Genomic DNA, 5,500 nt, shown 5'->3' with positions numbered 1-5,500 from the left:
GGGTTGGCAAGCAACATCCGGCCCTGCCCGTCCAGCACGAAGATCACCTCCGGGGATGATTCGATCAACTGGCGGTAACGGGCTTCGCTGTCCTGCAGGGCTTGCTGGGCGCGGTAAATGGTGGTCATATCGCGCAGCAGCACCATCCGCCCGGCATATCCTCGCTGCTGGGCCTTAAGCGGCGAAATACGCAGGTCGAAGTAGCGCGTTTCACTGCCCAAAGGCAGGGTAACCACCTCGTGCGTTTCTATTGTGTTGAGGTATCTCCTTGCAATAGGCAATACCTTTTCCAACAATACTCCTGCCGGTTTGCCCATCACCTCAGCAGCCGGTTTACCGAACAGGCGGCAGGCGGCCGGGTTAAGGTCCACCACCCGGTTTTCGTCGTCCACCACAATCAGCGCATCTTCCAGCACTTCGAAGAGCAGGTCGCGCGCCAGGGGGGTTAAATCCAGCAAACGAAAGCGAAAAACCCCAAAAACCAGCAGCAACCCGCTGAGCGAAAAGAAAATTGGTGTGAGATCGAGATGCAAAGTCAACCCAAAGAGGGGTGAAGCAACAAAAATCACATTCGAGAACCACGGAATCAGCACGGCAGCCAGCAGAATAAACGCCTGTTTGCGGTACAGGCCGCGCAACGACCAGGCCGAAAGCAGCAGCAACACCGATCCAATCGCAATCAGGGCATAAGAATAGAGGGTATGCAGCCAGAAGAAAGAGCCGGGGTCAAAATCAAGATAGAGATATCCCCCCGCTTCTACCCATGAACGGGTGGGGGAGGCATAATACAGGTAGTGAAACCGATTGGTGAAAATCAGGGCAAGCGCGGTGAGCGGCTCAATCGCCAGCAGGCCGAGCAACCGGCGGGTGATGTACCGCCTGCGTCCGCTGTATTCCAGGCTGAACACCAGCCAGGCAGCCGGCACCAGCATAATGCCGGGATTGACAGCCACATCCACCCACTCCTTCCAGGGCGATTGGGTGAGCACATTTTGAACGGCATACACCAACGACCAGTAGGTGCAGCCCAACAGTAAAAAGAAGAGCGAACGCGCGCCCAAAGCCGAAAACTGCCGGCGGGCAACAAACCACGCCAGCCAGCCTGTCAGCAAACCAGCCGTTAAAAGGATAAAAAACGCCGGAGGAAACTGTAGATTGTCCAAGGCCGTTCTATGGTTATTATAGCGGGTTAACCCATCGATTCCAAAATTTTATGGAGAATTTAGCCTCAATCCCCGTACTCGATGATCAGCGTCGGACGCCCGACCTTGTTCCACTCCTCGGTTTCAGAGGCGCTGAAGTACTTGCCGCTGTGATAGGCGCTATCCGAGCTGTACACTGCAAAACTGATCCAACCCGCACCCTGATCGTAGGCTTTGGACAGGGCGTAGGAAACATCCCACTCGCGGCGCATTCCCGGCCAGCTTTGCCCGGGTTGAGAGATATTATACGGCGCCACCTGCAGCACGGCCACGTTTTCGAGAGGCAGCGGGGCGTTGTTCCAGGTAATGGTATTCTCCTGCCAGCCGGGCGGCACGCTCAGCACGTGGATGAATGAGCTGCGCGCACATTCCGGGTCGGGATTTTGATCCGGATTGCTGCAAATCTTCCCCGAACCGCCCCAGTGATGCAGCACCAGCCGCGCCGAGCGAATCACCTTGCCGGGCGGCAGCCGGTCGAGCTGGAAGGCAAGGTAGTACCTCGAAAAGCACGGCCAATCGGCAACATCGGCCTGATTTTGAATCAGCGCGCTGTTTTCGTTGGCATAATTGCGGTTGCCCCACACGTTCCAGATGTGGTAGGAATCACCCGGGCACTGGTTGCTGATCGTACCGCCGACTGCGGCATCCGGCACGACCGCCCCATTTTCACCTTCGCGGATCAACAGGCTGGTCAGGTTGCGCACCTGAGGCGGTGCGTAAACCGGCATCCCAAAGCGCAGCACCGCCCAGGTTGACGGTTCATCGCGCTGGGCTGCCGGCGGCCAGAGGAAGGACGTACCGGGCGGGCCGGCCTGGCTGTCGCGGTCGTGTGAGATGAGCGCCAGCCGCCAGCGGCTGCCTTCGGCCGGCTTGCTCAGGCCGAGACTGGCGTACGGAATGCGAAAAGTAATCCGCCAGCCGCGGTCATCTCCGTTATTATCACCGCGCCAGCCGGTTTCCACAGTGAAGTTGACACTCTGGCTCTGCCAGCCGCTGCCCGTTCCGCGGTAGGCGGCTTTATAGGCGGCGGGAAACGGCTCGCCGTTCCCCAGCCCCTTGAATTGCGCCACAAACCGGTACGATTGACTGCCGGGCCGGTCAGGCGCACCAACCGATGTATTGAGCAGCAGGGTGGCGGCGTCCCAATCTTCCAGCGCGCCGCTCGACGGGTTGGTGTTGTACCAGATGCGCCGGTCGAAGGCAGCAAAATCCACCACCAGCTCCGTATCGGTGTAGCGCACGCGTACATCGGTGGAGTTGTCTGCCTCGCCGACCCGTCCCATCCAGACCACCGCGCTCTCGACAAAGCGGGTGGTGAATGGCGCATTGACCATGTAGAAAGCCGAATAGGGATCATAATTGCGGAAGATGACCGGCAGGTAAAGGGTTTCACCATCCGGCTGCTGACTGAAGGCCGCACGAGGGGAGAGGCTGAAGATCAGCAGACCCAACCAGAAAATCGTAAGAAGTTTTTTCATGGATATCCGTTAACCATAAAACAAGTCAGGGGGCGCATGCGCCCCCTGCAAAGGTTGTAGTTATTGTGATTATGCCATAAGTTTTTACAAATTCAATTAACAATTTTGTCAATCCGGCGGCAATGGCCGCTCTGCTTTGCGCCACAGGTAAACCGCCAGAACAACACCGAACAGGTTAAGTGCTATCCCAGTATAAACATCCCACGGCCGGTAATGGAACTGACATTCATTTCTGCCGGCAGGCAGCCATACGCTCAACCATGGCGAGCGCTGATCGAGAGAAAGCCGTTCGCCGTTACAACGCGCCACCCATCCGGAAAAATAATTTTCCATCACCATCAGCTGACCGGCCGGGTTGTTTTCGCAGGTCACACGGATATGACCACCGTTTGCCTCTGCCTGACAGGCCGATTGACGATTTCCGGTTTTTACGAATGCGTATTCGTTCTCAGGAAACGCCAGAAGGTGAATACCGTCAACCGTGTAAGTATATTCTGGAAAATTCTTTACCTCTTCAGCACGCGCTCCTTCGAGATAAGGATCGGGAGACATTCGGTTCTTCCAGTGCCATGGGCGGAAAACGCCCGATAATTTCAATCCCATTTCAGCGGCATCCGGCTGCCAGAAATGCTCTCCCAGCGGCATCCGTGTCCATTGTGTGGAAGGCGTTCGTATGCTTTGCAGAACAGTGGGTAAGTCTTTCCCAGCCGGGGTGGTTACCAGCCAAAACCGGCTAAAATCATGGGTGGATTTCAACGACCAGACCAGCGGAATTGCAATCACAACCCAGAAGAGATTCACACTCAAGGTATAGTCGGGCGGCCAGCTCAGGCTCAGCCGTGGCATGGGTTGGGAAAACAAATCATCCAGCGCCCAGGCTGCCAGAACCAGAACCAGTGGAACGGACAAACCAGCGATTAAAGAAGGGTTACGGATTCCATTCAAAAATTCGGGGGCAAAAGAAAAAACCGTCTTGAGACTGATCGCGCTGGCGGCCAGAAAAACAAGGACAAGTGCGGTCAAAAAGTAGAAGTACAGCCGTCGTTTATCACTGGACGGTGGGTGAAACAGCCGTCCCAAGGCAAGCGCGACTGCGACCCAGCCTACATAGTTGGTATAAATGTATGGAAAAGGTTGCTTTCCAAGGGTTTGAATGCGGAAGAAACTTTCATCTCTAATCACCAAATTAAGCGGCAAATACTCCAATGGTTGAGTCGAGGAAAAATAGGGATCAATATCCTTGACAAACTGCGGATAAAAACGGAGAAACGGCAGCAAAAAGGTTGCGCTAAGCAAAACAGCCAGCAATCCAGCAAGAATAAATTTACCGGTCAGGGCATTGAAACGAAAACGGCCATCCAGTAAAAAGATCAGAAAGGCGGGCAGCAGGGTGACCAGCGTGCCGATTTGCAGGTAACCCTGGCCGGAAAGTAAAAGCAATGCCAAACACAATCCCAACCCCACTACTGCACGGTTGTTCTTTTTCACGACCAGATCCAAACCGGCCGCAAGAACCAGGGAAGCGCTCGCTGTTGACATGACCAGCGGGAACAACCCCATTTCCATCCGCCCCGCCAGATGCCCACCCGCAACTGCCATCATTGCGCTCCATAAGCGCGGCACCAGGCTTAAGTTCAGACTTCGAGCAAGCCACCATTGTGCAAAACCGGCCAGTGCTAAATGGAGAATCAGATTGGTCTTGACGCCGTTGATCGGCCCTTGAAGCAGGGTGGTGAGAATCGTAATTGGGTGCAAAAGCGCCCCGTGCAGTTCAGCAAACGCCGGATACCCACCGTTGATCATACCGTTCCAAAAAACACAATCTCCGCAACGGCTCAGAAGCGTCCAGATGTAATTCGGCGAAACCACCATAGGGAATTCCGATCCCCACGGCCACACGCGTGGATTTGGATCAAGGAAATTTCTCCCAATCCAAACCGCCCAGGCAATGATCAGTAACCATTCCCATATGAAAGGGGAAAGATTTTTTAACCTCTCTCTCAAATTGACGATTAACTCCATCGCTTGACCCCCGAACGAAGAGAAGATCTTACAATGATTTTAGCAAAAACGAAATAAATGACAATCCCCTAATTTCAGCAGCCCGAGTGAATCAAGATCACTCTCTGCTCTTAATTTCAGTCGTTGGCTGCTCCAAACCCATCCATAAAAGAATCGTGATAAGATTTTGGATAAACCGTGTGGATAATCCATGACCAACGGAGGTAAGCCCGATGCAAGCCATGCAACTGTTCAAACCGGCCCCGGTAGAGGAACTGCCGCTCCAACCGGTAGATTTAAACGTGCCCCAGCCCGCCAGCGGACAGGTGCTGCTGCGGGTGCAGGTCTGCGGCGTGTGCCGCACCGACCTGCACATCTGCGAAGGTGAACTGACCCCGCCGCATTACCCCATCATCCCCGGGCATCAGGTGGTGGGCATTGTGGAAATGCTCGGTGAAGATGTACAGGGATTGGAAATCGGCCAGCGGGTTGGGGCGGCCTGGCTGGGCAAGACCTGCGGCAAGTGCGCCTTTTGTATGCGCGGCGAGGAGAACCTCTGCCCACAGGCACGCTTTACCGGTTTTCATTTTAACGGCGGTTATGCGGAGTGGATGGTAGCGGAAGCCGGTTTTGTTTACCCCCTGCCGGCCGAACTTTCCGAACGGCAGGCAGCCCCTTTGCTCTGCGCGGGCATCATCGGCTACCGCGCCCTGCGTAAAAGCGGCCTGCAGCCCGGTGAACGGCTGGGGCTTTACGGCTTTGGCGCCAGCGCCCATTTAGCCATACAAATTGCCCGCTACTGGGGGTGTGAGGTGTTTG

At 55.3% G+C, this 5,500-nt stretch carries 4 protein-coding genes; 1 reads left to right on the top strand and 3 read right to left on the bottom strand.

Going from position 1 to position 5,500, the window contains the following annotated elements; translation table 11 throughout:
• From VAE48_RS15985 to VAE48_RS15975, 3 genes are all read right to left on the bottom strand, one after another.
• Positions 1-1,163, bottom strand: a 1,163-nt coding sequence (locus VAE48_RS15985; RefSeq protein WP_322794337.1) for a histidine kinase N-terminal 7TM domain-containing protein, incomplete at its 3' end; no start/stop codon positions are given.
• Positions 1,164-1,228: 65 nt separating this feature from the next.
• Positions 1,229-2,680: a DNRLRE domain-containing protein gene (locus VAE48_RS15980; RefSeq protein WP_322794336.1), complete on the bottom strand. Its 1,452-nt coding sequence runs from the start codon at positions 2,678-2,680 to the stop codon at positions 1,229-1,231.
• A 108-nt stretch (positions 2,681-2,788) separates the two neighbouring features.
• Positions 2,789-4,552: a hypothetical protein gene (locus VAE48_RS15975; protein ID WP_322794335.1), complete on the bottom strand. Its 1,764-nt coding sequence runs from the start codon at positions 4,550-4,552 to the stop codon at positions 2,789-2,791.
• Positions 4,553-4,914: 362 nt separating this feature from the next.
• Here VAE48_RS15975 and VAE48_RS15970 point away from each other — a divergent pair.
• The coding region (locus VAE48_RS15970) for an alcohol dehydrogenase catalytic domain-containing protein (protein ID WP_322794334.1) at positions 4,915-5,500 on the top strand (586 nt) is incomplete at its 3' end.

Source organism: Bellilinea sp., assembly GCF_034432615.1.
GTDB lineage: Bacteria > Chloroflexota > Anaerolineae > Anaerolineales > Anaerolineaceae > Bellilinea.
The sequence above is the reverse complement of the archived record's forward strand: the minus strand, read 5'-3'. Positions and strand labels throughout refer to the sequence as shown.